Raw genomic sequence first — 14582 nt, 5'->3', positions numbered from 1 at the left:
AATACATGACTCTCAGAAATCGTGCAACTTGGGGGTTCGACCGAGTGGTCGTGGCCCCCAAAATCTTGGGGAGGTCCTGCCATGGCGGTCGGCGAACGGGTGGCGCTCGTGACGGGAGGATCCCGAGGCATCGGCCGGGGGATCGTCGGTGAGCTGGCCGCTCTCCAGTACTCGGTCGTCGTCAACTACCGGTCGGATGGCGAAGCCGCCGAGTCCGCCTGTCGTGAAGCTAAGGACCGAGGAGCCCCGCGTGCTCTCGCGATTCGTGCCGACGTTGCCGACCTCGACGCAGGGCGACTCTTGACGGAGCGGACCCTGGCTGAGTTCGGCCGGATCGACCTCTTGGTGAATAATGCAGGGGTTGCGCCCGCGACTCGTCTCGACCTTCTGACCACGACGGCCGAGAGCTGGGATCGGGTCCTCGGAATCAACCTGCGCGGTCCTTTCTTCCTGACCCAGGCCGTGGCCGCAACAATGGTCGAGTTGCTTCGAGCCGGCACCGTCACCGACCCTCAGATCATTTTCGTGACCTCGATCTCGAGCGCATTCGCCAGTGTCAACCGAGGCGAGTATTGTGTCTCGAAGGCCGGGTTGAGCATGGTCGCACAGCTCTTCGCCACTCGGCTCGCCGACGAAGGAATCCGCGTCAACGAGGTTCGGCCCGGGATCATCGCCACCGACATGACCGACGCCGTCCGCGACGTCTACGATCGGCGGATCGCCGCAGGCCTCGTCCCGATCCGACGCTGGGGAACTCCGCTCGATGTCGGCCGAGCCGTCGGGGCGCTGGCGGCCGATTCGTTCCCGTACACGACCGGGGAAGTCTTCCATGTCGACGGCGGTCTACACCTTCGTCGACTCTGAGCCGACCGAAACGGAACCTCCGATTCCTCGCAATTCCAACCCGCGAGCGTCACCCCGGGCCTTCTCGGGCGTACTCCCGATGACCTTGTTAGCCACGCCGACGTGGATGATCCAACTCAGCGGGGCTTCGCTGCCTGGCCAAGGGTAGGGGGGGTCGACGAAAGTCCGGGTTCGGGTACAATTCTCCCGTCGGCTCAGGTCGAAGCGCATCACCTCCATCGTTTCGCTCGAACCGGGTTTGCGATCAGGTCGGGATCGTCATTTCCGGCCAATCCACCGTCCGCGTCCTATAAGAAAGATCTGGAGACGACGGCTGCAAATTGCCCGAGCCCTCCAGAACATTGAAGAGACAGACGGCGTACGAGAGGGAAAGCGTTCCCGGTCGATGTCGCGAGTTGGCTACGGGAGTGTCAATGTCCGAGGGTGCCACCACCAACGCCAGTAAACCCCAGCCGAGGATTGGCAGCTACCGACTGCTCCACTCACTCGGCACAGGGGGGATGAGTTCGGTCTTCAAGGCCGTCCACGTCGAGACCGGCCACGAGGTGGCGGTCAAGGTGCTCCCTCGCGCGTTGGCCAAGAACACGACCCTCCTCCAGCGCTTCATCCGCGAGGCAAAGAGCGCCGAGTCGCTCGAACATCCCAACATCGTTTCGATCTACGATCGAGGCGTCGATCAAGGGCGCCACTACCTCGTCCTCGAATTCGTGGAAGGGGGCGACCTTCACGATCAAGTGCGGCAAGGTGGCCCTCTCGGGATTCGCGAGGCGGTCGCGGCCATACGCTCGGTCGCGACCGGGCTCCAATACGCGGCCAGCCAGGGCTTGATCCATCGCGACATCAAGCCCGCGAACCTGCTGATGACCCCATCAAAGCTGGTCAAGATCATCGACCTCGGCCTGGCCCTTCAGGCCGAAAGCGAGGACGAGCGCGTCACGCGAGAAGGGACCACGGTCGGCACAGTCGACTATATGTCGCCCGAGCAGGCGAGGGACAGCCGGGCCACGAGCGAACGGAGCGACATCTATTCGCTCGGCTGTACCTTCTACTTCTTGCTCACGGGTGCGCCTCCGTTTCCCGGCGGCGACATCGCCGATAAGTTGAGCCGGCATTGCACCGAGCCTCCGCCGGACTCGAGGAAACTTCGCCCCGAGATTCCTGGCCCCTTGGCCCTTCTGATTCGACGGATGATGGCCAAGCGGCCCGAAAACCGGTTCGCGAACTACGCAGAGTTGATGGACGAACTCGACGTCGTTCCGACTGGCGAGGAGGGCCTCCCTCAGAATGACGACGAGCCCGAACTCCTCTTCGCCCTGATGGACGAGGACGGCGAGGGCGAAGACGACCCCGCAACCACGCTCAACGCAATGGCCGAGCCCGTCTTCGCTCTGATCGATGAAACCGACGACGAAGAGGAGCCCCCCAGCGAACTTCCCGCGGACATGCTCGAGCTGCTCGAGCCTGAACCCAAGCGACTGACCGGGAAAAGCGGACCGAGAGAGCCATCGGCTCCCCAGCGCGAGTTGAGCATGGCGGAACTCGCCTCGCTGGACGACCCCGCCCCGGTGAGCGTTCCGGTCCGAAGAACGGCACCGCTCGCGCCCTCAACCCGATCGACCGGCCCCGGCCTGTTGGCTGATGCACTCCTCGAGGATGAAGAGAACGATGCACTCGAACACGCCTCGTATCTGTCGGGGTCGCGCACCTACGACGATACGACCAAGAAGTTGGTGCTCACTTACTCGCTGCTCGGCTTAGGGCTGATCGTTTTCGTCATCGGGGTCCATCAGCTCTACCTCGCCTCACGGCCGTCACCGATCGTCCAGGTGGATCGGCATGAGCTTCCAGCGACATCGTCGGCTCCAGAACCGGTCGATACCCCGGAAGCTCAGCCAACCCCTACGCCTCCCCGACTGGCTTCGACTCAGCCCATGACGCCAGCGGTCACGAAGTCGCCTCGCCGGCCGGCGACCACGGAAGCCGTGTCGGCAACGGCCTGGGTCGAGCCGGATGACCCGGTCACGGCGGTGCTCCCGGAACCTGACTATGGCCCCGAACTCGAGCGGCAGTTTGTGCCAGCCTGGGCGAGGAACCGAGTTCCCGATCGTCTCGGCGATCACTTCTTTACCGTTCAGCGTGCGGTCGATCCTCGCGATCCCAATCAGAAGCATGCGCTGAAGCCGGCGCTTGAAGCCGCCATCGGAGGAACGATCGAGGTCGCCGACCACGGCCCCTTCTTCGAAGACGACATGCGGATTCGCGGCGACGCGCTGATGATCCGAGCTCGCGACGGACACCGGCCGATCGTCTGCATCGAGCCCCCCCAGCTCGATGTGGTTTGGGAGCAGCCGGCCGTGGTCATCCTTGACGGCAAGAATCTCTTCCTCAAGGGTCTTGATCTGATCGTCAACGTCCAGCGCCTGCCACTGGCCCAAACATCCCTCTTCCTCTGCCGAGGAGGGAACCTGACGCTTAGCGACTGCACGATCACAATTCTCAACCCCCAGCGACGCCCCTTCGCCTTGGTTCGCACCGCGAGCTCGCCCCGTCCTTCACGAGTGCGGGTCGAAGAGACGTTGGTCCGAGGTACAGCCTATTCCGCTCTAGCCCTGAACGGTGGCAGCATCGACGCGATCTTCACTCGGTCGGTGGTCGCGAGCGGGGGAGCTCCTCTGATCCAATCAGGGTCTCCGGAGCCGGACTCGGAGCGGACGATTCAATTCGTTCGGAGCTTGCTCTGTAGCCGAGGCGCACTCCTGGAGGTGGATGCCACGTCAGGGCCTGGCCGCCCCCGACCTGTCGCGCTTCGGGCGCTTGGGTCAACGTTCGCCCAAATGGCAGGTGAGGGAACGTCGAGCCTGCTGGTCTCGCCCTTGGAGGAGGCCCGGCCCAACGAGCAGATTCAGTGGGCGGGTGATTTCAACATCTTCGCAGGCTGGCACGATTGGTTCTCGCCCGGTAAAGGGCGGGCGGCCAAGGTGGCCAATCTTGCGGCGGCTCGGGGGATCTGGCCGGAACTGGCGCCCGGAAACATCGAGGACCTCGCGCGATGGCCGATTCCAGTCGCGCCTTATTTGATTGCTCCAGCCGATCTCATGGCACTCGCGTCGGAACGTGCGGGCACCCTGACTCGGGTCGCGTCGCCAAGTCCGTACCTCCTCAACAAGTCATTCGAGCCCTTCAACCGCGTTTCAATCCCCCGGCTCGTCCCGCATTCTCCCCCAAAGCCGACGTCCAAGGTTGGCGTCGCGCCCCGGCCGTCGAGCGCGACGACGCCGACAACTCCGGATCAAGCGACAACCTGGGCGGAGCCCCTCGCCGAGCGCGTGCTCACTTTCAACCTCTCGGCTTCCCCCTGGAATGGCGACCTCGGCCTCTTCCTCCGCGATCACGTGCGACAGGATGACCGGCGACTTCGCGTCTTGGTCAGCGGAAGTGGTTCCCCGTTCTCGACTCCGATCCAACTCCCGGTCGGCCTATCATTGGAGGTCCAGCCCGACCCAGCACGCTCTCCCGACCTTCCCCCGATCATCTGGTCGCCTGTAAAAGGGTCGTCCGGTGAAGCCTTGATTGATGTGCGCGGAGGTGATCTGGTTCTCACCAATGTCCGCCTCACCCGCGACGGCTCAGCGCAGCCGAAGCACCTCATCCGCGTGGAGGGGGGGCATCTGGTTCTCAACCGATGTTGGCTGACGGCTCCCGGCACGGTCGAGCAGGGGGGGGGAGACCTGGTCGCGTTCCGGGCAACAAGCACCGAGCCACGGCCGGAACCTCCCAACCTCTTTCAGACGTCCACGGATCGCTCCATCTGCCTCTTGAACGATACGCTCCTGATCACGGGCGGCGATGCGCTCCAAGCCGAGGTCGGCCGTGGATTCATCGCTTTCACGAATTGCGCCATGGCCGTAGGCGGGACAGCGTTTGAACTTCGGCCTGCCAAGGTTGCCCGGAACCGATTCGACGCGGAACTCTGGATCGACCATTGCACGGTCACCGCCGAGGGGAACTTCGTCAGCCTGGGAACTTGGCCGGGTTCCAACCCTGGTCCGGATCGACCCTGGCTGGTCTCGACGAACGACAGCGTTTTCTTGGCCAGCTACGATCGCAGCAGCGTCGCCACCGAAAGTGTCCTGCTCCGCACTGAGCCGGACTCACTCTCGCGTGGAGCACTCTTCTGGCAGTCAACCAACGACGCATTCGATGTCGCTCATTTCTTGGCACGATCCGGGATTCCTCCCGCGACTCCACGTCGTCCCGACGTCCACCGTCAATGGGTGAAGCTCTGGGGTGAGAGTCACATCCGCAACGTGACGGGGCCGCTTTGGCCCAAAGGCAGTGTCGTGTCGACTCCAAGCGTCCGATTCCACGACCGGCTCCAACCCAGAAGTGTCTCGCCCGCTGACCTTGAGCTTGACCCCAGCTACCACCCCGGCCGCCCCCGACTGAACCTGGGCGCGGACCTCCTCCGCCTTCAGGTAGGGCTGAGGAAGCGTGACCGGCGCTGAGCGGGAAGCGAGGTGGTTCAGCAGTCTCAAAGATCTTCACAAGCGATCGGGACAAAGAACCGGCCTCACTCGATAAGACATTCCCTTCGACAATCCGTCGCACAATTGCGTATTCTTTCGATAGTAGTCTAGGGATCGTTCGACGATTCAGTCGTGCGCGAGGAGGAACGTCCGTTGCCTTTCCATCGACTGATGGGTGATAATCAAAGGATTGAAACAGGGCGTGAGGGCCTTCTAGGGAAGGAGGTCGAGCGAATCATGTCGTTCCTCCGAACATTCACTGGTATCGCAGCACTATTGGCAGTGGCGGTCGACTCAAGTGCTCTCGGGTCGGATCGTAATTCGCCGCCCACCTCAGGATCGATGCCCACGGCAAGTATTCCGGCAGCCGTGAGCGGCTCGTCGGGCTGGCGGAGCTACCCCTTCCCGTACTATCAGACGATCGGTCCCGACGGGCGTCCGGTGACGATTCTTCCGCCGATGCCTCCCCTGATCATGCCGGCCATTCTTGTGCCGGTCGCGGTTCCCCAGCCACCCAACCCCGGTAACTTCGGACTGGCTGGTCCACTCCCTCGTCAAGGAGTCCCCGTCGCCCGCCCTCAAGCTGGGGTTGCCAAACGAAAGGTTGACCCTGCTCGAGCGGCCCAGCTTGTGACCTTTGGCGATCGCCTGTTCCGCGGTGGCAATACACGAAAGGCCGAAGAGCGCTACGAGCAGGCCGCTCGCGCCAATCCAAACTCCGCCGCACCCCAAGTTCGCCTTGCTCAAATTGCCTTGGTTCGCGGTCACTACGATGAAGCCGCCGACTACCTCCGAACCGCGCAAGCGGCCGAGCCCGGTTGGATCATCAACGGTGGCGACATCCAATCGATCTACAGCGAGCCCGCCGACTTCGCCAAGCAGATCGCCCGGCTCGAGTCCCACCTCCAAGCGACACCGGGCGACCGCGACGCCTGGCTCGTACTCGGCGCCCAGTGGTATCTGTCGGGCCGAACTCAGAAGGCGGCCGACATCTTCGTGCGGTTATCCGACCGCCAACCCGATGCGACACTGGAAGCGTTCCTGGAGGCTTCTCGCTCCGCAGATCCGTTGCTGGTACGATGACCGCCAAATCACCAGCACCGACCTGCTTCTGTTGAGGACTTCCCCCTGAGCGAGCCCAGTCGTTACTACGCGGCCGCGTGCCAGACCGATCTCCCCTGTCTTCGGGACCGGAGCGAACTCCCGAGTCGAGTCGACACACTCCTCGCGATGGTGGATCGCGCCGTGGTCGCCTATCGGCCGGTCTTCGACGTGAAGCTGCTCGTCTTCCCCGAGTTTGCCCACGCGGCTCCGATCTACGAGACGGTCGAGGAATTGGCGGACCGCCTGGCCGTTGAGATCCCCAACGAATTGACCGACCGCTACGTCGCCAAGGCCCGTCAGCATGGGGTCTGGATTCAGACCGGGACCTTCCTCGAAGTCGACCGCCGCTGGCCCGGCCAGGTCTTCAACACGACATGTCTGATCGGCCCGGACGGCATCCTCAGCCGCTACCGGAAAGTGAACCCGTGGCTTCCTTGGGAGCTGCACGCCAGCCCGCTGGATCTCCCTGGTTACGGTGAGCCCCTCTTTCCCGTCGTCGAAACCGAGATCGGCCGCCTGGGGGCGGCGATCTGCTACGACTGGCTTTTTCCCGAGGCGATCCGCGCTCTGGGGCAGGGGGGGGCTGAGGTCCTGATCCGCGTCTCCGCCTACATGGACCCCTGGGGAGCCACCCCACCCATGGACTGGTGGACTCTCTTCAATCGCGTGCGCGCGATCGAAAATTTCGCCTTCGTCGTCGCGTCGAACCAAGGGGCGAGTGCCACGAATTTCCCACCGTTCTCGTGGCCGGGCGGAAGCATGGTCGTTGACTTCGACGGCCGCATCCTCGCTCAGGCCGACCCCGGCCCGGGTGAGAAGATCGTGGTTGCCCCGATCGACCTAGGCGCCCTTCGCGCCGAGCGGAGTCGACGCGAAGGGCATCACATGCTCAATCACCTTCGCGAAGGACTTCACTTCTCACCTCCCTCACTTCCGTTCAAAAATCCAGGCCTGCGCTCCCCGCGCTGAGGCAACCGGCATCCGCATCGCGTATCATCGTGTCGTCAAACCCACGATCCGTGCGCCGCCCAAAAGTCAACCGTTCCGGGCCCAGCTCTCCCCCTTGAGGAGAGCCGTGCCTGGGTTCGGCTACATCTGGAGCCATTGATGCGTCCGTTGCTTCCCCCCGGATGGAGATCGATCTTCGTCGTGTGCGCTCTGGCGATGACGCTAGCCTGCTCGTCGGAATCGGATACCGCCAAGCGCGCGAAGGAGGCGGCAAGTCAATCGAACGACTCAAGCCGAAGCTCGCCACCAGCCGTCGTGCCGCCCCGCGACGAGATCCCCGCAGCCCAATTTGAAGCCGTGCTGCGAGCCCATCTGAAGGGGCTTGGGGCCATGGAGCGTTACGAGTACGACGATGCCGTCGCCGCGTTTCGCGAAGTCCAGAAGCGGGCTCCGGGATGGATCTCCGGCTCGATCAACCTGGCGATCGCATTACTGAACCAGACCGGCAGCGCCGTCACCGTCCAAACGGATCAACCCACTCCGGAACGAGATCACTATCAAGAGGCGCTCGACATCCTGGGCGAGGTACTCAAACGCGAACCGGCCAATCTCCACGCACACTATTGTCGTGGCATCATCTTGGAAACCCTGGGCCGACTCGGCGAAGCCCATCCCGAATTCGTGTTCGTCACAGAGCACGACCCAGCCGACGCCCACGCCTGGTATAAAGCCGGCAGCACAATGACCGATCCCGGCGACCCTGATCGCACGGCCGGACCTGACCAGGCCCACGCGCTGATCCCACTCTATCGCAAAGCGGTCGAGCTCAACCCCTACCTCGTGAGCGCCCTCTACAAGCTCCAGACGGCCCACGCCTGGGCTGGAGAATCGGCCCAGCAGAAGGAGGTCCTCGACCTCTGGAAGCGTCTCAACCCCCGGAGCAACGTCGCGGGCCCCGGTGAAACCTCCGACACCTTCTACGGTGAGATGGGCCATTACGCAAGCATCATCGACCCGACGCAAACGCCAAGGCGGACCTCAGCACCCGAGATTCCGCCGCGTTTCGATGCCCCTCGACCGCTCGAGGTGACACTTCGCCCCGGCGATCGATGGGTCACGAGGGCAGACTTCCAAGGCCCCACGGCTCTCCTCGGGCGGATCCGAGATCGGTCCGGAGCCAGCGTCGCAACCTTCGACGCCAACGGTGACGGCCAAGCAGACCTCCTCCTCACGGCCTCGATCCTCGGGCCTCACGGAATCCGGGACATCCTCCTCCTGAATCGTGGGGATGGAACCTTCGAGGATGCAACCGAATCCTTCGGCCTTCCGCTCGACCGCGCGAGCGTGGGGGTGGCCGTTGCCGACTTCGACGCCGATCGCAAGCTCGACCTCGTCCTGACCGGGGTCGGGGATAACCGGCTCTATCGCAACCAAGGCAAGAGCTTTGAAGATGTGAGCGCTCTCGCTGGTCTGACCGATTCGTCCACCATCAGCCTAACCGCGCGCTGGCTCGACCTCGATCAAGACGGAGACCTCGATCTCTACATCATCAACTACGCGAGTGTCAATGACGCTGACTCCGCGTTCACGGATCAAAAGCCTGCCGGAGTGCCCAACCTCGTGCTCCGGAATGACGGCAAGGCCGCACCGGTGCTTGGCCGACCGCAAGACAACTGGGCCCCGTTGGCATTGGCGACCGACGACCTCCCCGCGACCGCCGGTCTATCCGTGGCCTTCACGAAGTGGCCAGACTCCGAAGCTCTTGCCGGTGGTCACAACCGGCACACCGCAGTCGCCGCGCTCGACCTCGATGACGACCGCGACATCGACCTCGTCCTCTGCTCGGACGGCGCCGGCCCGGTCGCGTTGCTGAACGACCGTCTGGGCCGATTCCACGCAATCGCACTTGACGTTCCCTCCCCCCCTGACGCCATCAATGGTCTGCTCGTCACCGACCTCGACAAGGACGGGCGCGCGGACCTCGCCGTGCTGGCCGGCTCGGCACCGGTCCAACTCTGGAGGAACACGACGGTTCGGGCAAGGGCAGGGGGACCGATCACCTGGCAACGCTGGCCGACCGACGCCCACAACTGGCGATCGGCGACCGCCACCGACCTCGATCTCGACACCTGGCCCGACCTGATCGGACTCGCCACGGCCGGTGAGATGACCGGTCCCCACTGGGGACGCAACGACGGTCAACGGCTCAGGTCGCGACCGCTGGCGCTCAGTCCGAGAACCGACCCCCTCAAGAAGTCGATCGGCCTGGCGGTAAGCGACCTGATCGGCGATCCACTTCCCGACCTCATCCTGATTCGCGAGGGCGAGTCTCCCTCGATCGCGCGGAACCTGGGGAACGGCCAACATTGGCTGGCACTCGACCTGGCGGGCCGTTGGAAAGTTTACCCCGCGCCGATGCGAACGAACTCGCAGGGCTTGGGCGCGCGCGTCTCCCTGGAAGGGGAGGGCCTCAACGTGACCTATGACCATACCACGCGCGAGGCCGGCCTTTCTCAGTCGGTTGGCCCCGTCGTACTCGGCCTGGGACCGTTCACGTCGACGGCCTTACTCCGGCTCCGCTGGCCCGACGGCACCATGCAGTGCGAGTTGAACGTGACGGCCGACAAAGCGCTTCGGGTCGTTGAGCACAACCGGAAGACCGGCAGTTGCCCTGTACTTTTCACGTGGAACAACGAAGAGTTCGTCTGCCTTGGCGACTTCCTCGGCGGGGGAGGTCTCGGCTACCTCGTTGCGCCCGGCGTCTACAGCGCCCCCGATCGCGATGAATCGCTCGCAATCAGCTCCGAACAGCTTCGGCCCGAGCACGGCGTCTATCGCCTCGCGGTGACTGAACCGATGGACGAGTGCGCCTATCTCGACAAAATCACCCTTTCCGTTGTCGATCGACCAGCCAACATCAGCGTCACCCCCGACGAGCGCTTTGCCCCGGACGGCCCTCGCCCGACGGGGGAAGTCCTGGCCTGGAGGACGGCGATCGATCCGGTTCGGGCCACCGACCTCAAGGGCCGCGATGTGACCGAGATCCTCCGGTCATGGGATCGGCGAACCGTCGATCAATTTGCCATTCTGAATGGCTGGATCGGCTACACGGAACCGCATGGGATCGTCCTCGATTTCGGCGATCGACTGCGTGGATACGGGAAGGCCGACCCGCTGGTCCTCTGCCTGGCGGGGTGGGTGGAATACCCGTACTCACAGACGAACTACGCGGCGGCGACAGCGGCGGTTCCGTTGCAGCCGCCGTCGATCGAGCGCCAACGCGAGGATGGGACCTGGGAAGTGATTGAGCTGAACGCGGGATATCCTGCCGGACTTCCCCGCCGCACCACGCTCGACCTGACGGGCAAGCTGACAGGGCCGACCTGCATCCTTCGGATCAAGACGAACATGGAGTGTTATTGGGACCAGGCCTTCATCGCCGTTCGTGAACGCGACCTTCCTATCCGAATCCAGACCCTGCCGGTCGCTCGAGCCCAGCTCAGTGAACGTGGATACCTCCGGGAGTATTCGCCGGATGGACGGCTGCCACTCCTCTACGACTACAGCCGTGTCGATCCGGCTCCGCTCGCACGAATGGAGGGGGCGCTGACCCGGCTCGGTGACGTTGCATGCCTTCTGCAAACGGACGACGACCAGCTCTGCGTGCTCGGACCGGGCGACGAAGTTCGGCTTGAATTCGACGCGGCCCTCGCACCGAACTTGCCGGACGGGTGGACGCGAAGCTATGTCCTGAATGCCGTTGGCTATTGCAAGGATGCCGACCCGTTCACGTCGTCCGGCGATTTCGTCGGTCCACTCCCCTGGCGAGAGATGCCGGCCTACCCGTTCGGGCCGGAGGGAATGCGCCCCGTTGATCCGGCCTATCGCGAGTATCTCCGGAAGTACCAGACCCGGGGCGCGGCAACGCGGTGACGACCACGCTCATCAGATCAAGAGATCGAGCACGCCGACCGCGAGAAGTCCCATGCTGATCGCAATGTTGACCTGAAAAAAAGCGACGTTGACCCGCGTCAGATCGTCGGGGCGGACGAGGGCATGCTCGTAGACCAGGAGCAACGCGGCCGCCCCGATCCCGACGAAGTAGAGCCAACCGAGCGGATAGGACCAGCCGAGCGCGAGCAAGGCGACGATCATGATCGCGTGACAGACGGCGGCAAACCGCAACGCCTTGCGCACACCAAACCGCGACGGAATGCTGTGCAACCCGGCCTCGCGATCAAAGTCAGCATCCTGGCAGGCGTAGATAATGTCGAAGCCCGAGACCCAGAAGAGGACCGCCAGGCCGAGGAGGACCGGGGGCCACGCCAGGTCTCCTCGCAGCGCAATCCAGGCAGCGATCGGGGCCAACATCAGCGCCACGCCCAGCCAGACGTGCGCCAGGCTCGTGAACCGCTTGGCATAGGAGTAACCGAGCAGCCAGAGGAGAACCGGGATCGAGAGTCGGAGCGGCCACGGGTTCGGTAAGAAGAGCAGGGTTGACGCTCCGAACGCGACGATGCAAGCCACCGTGAAGAGGACCACCGAGGCCACCGAGAGCTGTCCGCTGGGAAGGTGTCGCATCGCCGTACGCGGGTTCAAGGCGTCGATCCGTCGGTCGGCGAGACGATTGAACGCCATCGCGGCCGACCGCGCGGTCGCCATGCAGAGCAAGATCCCGAGCCAGTCGCGGGGCCGTCCCTGCCACCCTTCGGGCGTATGCGCGGCAAGCGCCGCGCCCAGGAGTGCGAACGGCAGGGCGAAGAGCGTGTGGCTGAACTTGATCATCCCGAGCAAGTCATTCAGGCGGCCGAGCATCACCGAAGGCTCCGGGAGGGGGACCGATTCAGATCCCCCTTCTTGTCGAAATGTTTTGTCATCGTGGAAAGCCCCAGGTCGCCCAGCCACGGCCAGAATCGGAACAGGCCGCCAAGCATACGCCAGGGCCAAACAAACCGGCGCGGAACGGAGAGACGCCGCTGGGGATGTTCAATCAAGCGAACGATCCGCCGGGCCACGTCGTCGACCCGAGCCGACATCCAGGGGGCCGGCGCGTCCAGCAAGGGGTTGTACTCGCCATTCTCAGGCGCAAGCTTTTCCAGGGCACTGAAGAATTCGGTCTTCACCGGACCGGGCTCGACCAGACAGACCCTGACCCCCTTGTGATGGAGCTCGCGTCTGAGCGCATCGTTCCAGTAGGCGAGACCCGCCTTGGTTGCCCCATAGGCGCCGAGCGCCGAGTTGGCCACGCAACTGATCGCCGAGCCGACGTTGATGATCATGCCTCGCCGCTCGAGCAGGTGGGGCAGGGCATGCCGACTCAGCATCAACGGGGCAACGAAGTTGACCTCGAGCTGGCGGCGGACGTCGGTGGGGTCGGCGTCGGCGAACAGGGTCGGGAGTCCGAACCCGGCATTGTTGATCAGGACGTCAAGTCGACCGAACCGCGCAACGGTCTCGGCGACGAGACGCTCGGGGGTGGTCGGATCCTCGAGAGCCGATGGAACAATGTGAACGTCGATCGGACCTCGCCCCGGTTCGCGTGCCGGGTTCGTCTCTAACAGTTTGCGAAGTTCCTCAGCAAGCTGTCTCAGGCGGTCTTCGCGCCTTGCGGTCAACACCAGGTCGAAGCCTTGACGCGCCAGTTCTCGAGCAATGCTCGCGCCGATGCCGGCCGACGCGCCGGTGAGAAGGACAACCCTTTTCTGCTCAGCAGCCATGAATCAGGAGGCTCCGCGGGTTCCAGTTCCTGGGGCAGTCGTGGAGCTTTCACCCCAGCGACGAGTGGGTCGATCGACACCAAGTTGGTCGCAGATCCGCGAGACGACGAATTGGATCAGGTCCTCGAGTGTCTCGGGGCGATGATACCAGCCGGGCATCGCCGGCAGGACTAGGGCACCCGCCCGCGTAACGCTGAGCATGTTTTCCAGATGGATCTGGCTGAGCGGAGTCTCGCGCGGGACGAGAATCAGCGTACGTCGCTCTTTCAGATGAACATCCGCCGCGCGAGTGATCAGGCTCGTGGTGATTCCGTGGGCGATCGACGCGAGGGTACTCATGCTGCAAGGGGCGACGACCATGCCGGCGGTCCGGAACGACCCACTGGCAATCCCGGCGGAAAAGTCTCTGTGGTGATGGTAGACGACCCGTTGCGCGTCGACGTCGCCAAAGACCGAGATATCAAAATTCTCCAGTGAGACATGGATGTCCATTTCTTCACGAAGAACTTGCACCCCGCTCTCGCTGATCGTCAAATGGACGGTGCGACCGGTCCGGCTCAACGCATGCAAGAGCGCCACGGCGTAAGGGGAACCGCTCGCGCCCGTCATCGCCAGGACGAAGCCAGGGAGGGGAGGGGGGATCGCGCTCATCCCGCAGCCCCTCGGAGCGGCTTGGTTCCCACGTAGAGCGTCGCGATCCCGAAGGTCAATGGATAGTGTTCGGTTGCGTTCAAGCCCCGCGAGGTGAGCAGGTCGAGCATGGCCTGACCGTCGGGGAACTGCAAGACGCTCGAGGGCAAGTAGTGGTAGGCGTCGTGCTGGTTGGGGGCGATCGCCTGGCCGACCTTGGGGAGGACGTGGCGAAAGAAGGCCAGGTAGAGCCGGCCGAGCAGGGGCCCCCTCGGACGCGAGAATTCCAGGATCGCGACCTTGCCGCCAGGGCGAGCGACCCGGATCATCTCGTCGATCCCGCGCACGGTGTCGCTCACGTTTCGGAGGCCGAAGGCGACCGTGACGATCCCGAAGGTGTCGCTGGGCAAGGGGAGGCGCTGGGTGTCCCCCTCCACTAACACAATTCGGTCGCTCGCCCCCGCCTTCTTGACCTTGCCGTTGCCAAGCCGAAGCATTTCGTGGCAAAAGTCGGTGCCAATGACCGGCGAACGTCCCTGGCTCGCCCGGTCGTAGGCGAGTGCAAGGTCCGCGGTGCCAGTGCAACAGTCGAGAACCGGGACGCCCGGCTCGGGCGGAACGGTCCTGGTCGTGAACCGGCGCCAGAGGCGGTCGACATTCAGGCTCAAGAGGTGGTTGAGCAGGTCGTACTTCCCCGCGATCGAGGTAAACATCGACCGCACGCGCATCGACGATTTATCGACGGCGGCCGCCTCGTGCTGGCTCTCTGCCGGTTCGGTCTCCGTGGACATTC

The 14582-nt window shown here is 63.9% G+C and carries 9 protein-coding genes; 5 read left to right on the top strand and 4 right to left on the bottom strand.

All coding sequences use genetic code 11. From position 1 onward, the window contains the following. The first annotated feature begins 81 nt into the window (after positions 1-81). The 5 genes from SINAC_RS08350 to SINAC_RS08325 all read left to right on the top strand — a co-directional run bounded on the left by SINAC_RS08350 (position 82) and on the right by SINAC_RS08325 (position 11375). The gene (locus SINAC_RS08350; RefSeq protein ID WP_015245250.1) at positions 82-864 is read left to right on the top strand and encodes a 3-ketoacyl-ACP reductase; all 783 of its coding nucleotides are present in this window, start codon (positions 82-84) and stop codon (positions 862-864) included. Positions 865-1277: 413 nt separating this feature from the next. Continuing rightward, positions 1278-5369, top strand: coding sequence for a serine/threonine-protein kinase (locus SINAC_RS37925; protein WP_015245248.1), 4092 nt, complete (start codon positions 1278-1280; stop codon positions 5367-5369). A 363-nt stretch (positions 5370-5732) separates the two neighbouring features. Beyond that, positions 5733-6473: a tetratricopeptide repeat protein gene (locus SINAC_RS08335; RefSeq protein ID WP_020465675.1), complete on the top strand. Its 741-nt coding sequence runs from the start codon at positions 5733-5735 to the stop codon at positions 6471-6473. 45 nt (positions 6474-6518) lie between these two features. Continuing rightward, a complete protein-coding gene (locus tag SINAC_RS08330) occupies positions 6519-7463 on the top strand; it encodes a nitrilase-related carbon-nitrogen hydrolase (RefSeq protein ID WP_015245246.1) in 945 nt (314 codons plus the stop codon). Positions 7464-7601: 138 nt separating this feature from the next. Further along, positions 7602-11375 (top strand): FG-GAP-like repeat-containing protein, encoded by a 3774-nt coding sequence (locus SINAC_RS08325; RefSeq protein ID WP_015245245.1) that lies wholly within the window; start codon positions 7602-7604, stop codon positions 11373-11375. A 12-nt stretch (positions 11376-11387) separates the two neighbouring features. Here the strand turns inward: SINAC_RS08325 and SINAC_RS08320 are convergent, their stop codons facing one another. From SINAC_RS08320 to ubiE, 4 genes are read right to left on the bottom strand one after another with little or no spacing between them, the layout of a single operon-like run. Beyond that, entirely contained in the window at positions 11388-12257 is an 870-nt protein-coding gene (locus SINAC_RS08320) for a UbiA-like polyprenyltransferase (protein WP_015245244.1), read from the bottom strand. Further along, on the bottom strand, positions 12257-13159 hold the full coding sequence (locus SINAC_RS08315; RefSeq protein WP_015245243.1) for an SDR family NAD(P)-dependent oxidoreductase: 903 nt from the start codon (positions 13157-13159) through the stop codon (positions 12257-12259). Before SINAC_RS08315 ends, SINAC_RS08320 begins: the two co-directional genes overlap by 1 nt. Before the next feature lie 3 nt (positions 13160-13162). Then, on the bottom strand, positions 13163-13810 hold the full coding sequence (locus SINAC_RS08310; RefSeq protein WP_015245242.1) for a UbiX family flavin prenyltransferase: 648 nt from the start codon (positions 13808-13810) through the stop codon (positions 13163-13165). Further along, the gene (ubiE, locus tag SINAC_RS08305; RefSeq protein WP_020465677.1) at positions 13807-14580 is read right to left on the bottom strand and encodes a bifunctional demethylmenaquinone methyltransferase/2-methoxy-6-polyprenyl-1,4-benzoquinol methylase UbiE; all 774 of its coding nucleotides are present in this window, start codon (positions 14578-14580) and stop codon (positions 13807-13809) included. Before ubiE ends, SINAC_RS08310 begins: the two co-directional genes overlap by 4 nt. Positions 14581-14582 lie beyond the last annotated feature (2 nt).

Origin of the sequence: Singulisphaera acidiphila DSM 18658, assembly GCF_000242455.2 — a bacterium.
In the GTDB taxonomy this organism is placed as follows: domain Bacteria; phylum Planctomycetota; class Planctomycetia; order Isosphaerales; family Isosphaeraceae; genus Singulisphaera; species Singulisphaera acidiphila.
The sequence above is the reverse complement of the archived record's forward strand: the minus strand, read 5'-3'. Positions and strand labels throughout refer to the sequence as shown.